The sequence below is a fragment of the Corallococcus praedator genome, from assembly GCF_003612125.1.
Lineage (GTDB): Bacteria > Myxococcota > Myxococcia > Myxococcales > Myxococcaceae > Corallococcus > Corallococcus praedator.
Map to the genome: position 1 here is coordinate 1 of NZ_RAWI01001160.1, position 424 is coordinate 424.

Here is a 424-nt window from a genome sequence, read left to right on the forward strand (position 1 = left end):
GTACCAGAACAGCCGCGCCTGCGGCGCCTGCGGCGGCTACCGGCTCAAGCCCGAGGCCCTGGCCGTGAGGATCGGCGGGCTGCACGCGGGGCAGGTCGTGCAGATGTCGATCAAGGCCGCCTATGACTGGTGCCTGACGGTGCCAGAGGCGCTGACGAAGCAGAAGAACGAGATCGCCCGCGCCATCCTCAAGGAGATCAGGGAGCGGCTCGGCTTCCTCAACAACGTCGGCCTCGAATACCTCACGCTCAGCCGCAATTCCGGCACCCTCTCGGGCGGGGAGTCGCAGCGCATCCGGCTGGCGAGCCAGATCGGCTCCGGCCTCACCGGCGTGCTCTACGTCCTGGACGAGCCGTCCATCGGCCTGCACCAGCGCGACAACGACCGCCTCCTCGGCACTCTCAAGAAGCTGCGCGACCAGGGC

General features: G+C 68.6%; 1 pseudogene. It reads left to right on the plus strand.

Features of this window, described 5'->3' with window-relative positions:
• A pseudogene (locus tag D7Y13_RS43525) lies at positions 1-424 on the plus strand (excinuclease ABC subunit UvrA); the annotation flags it as partial.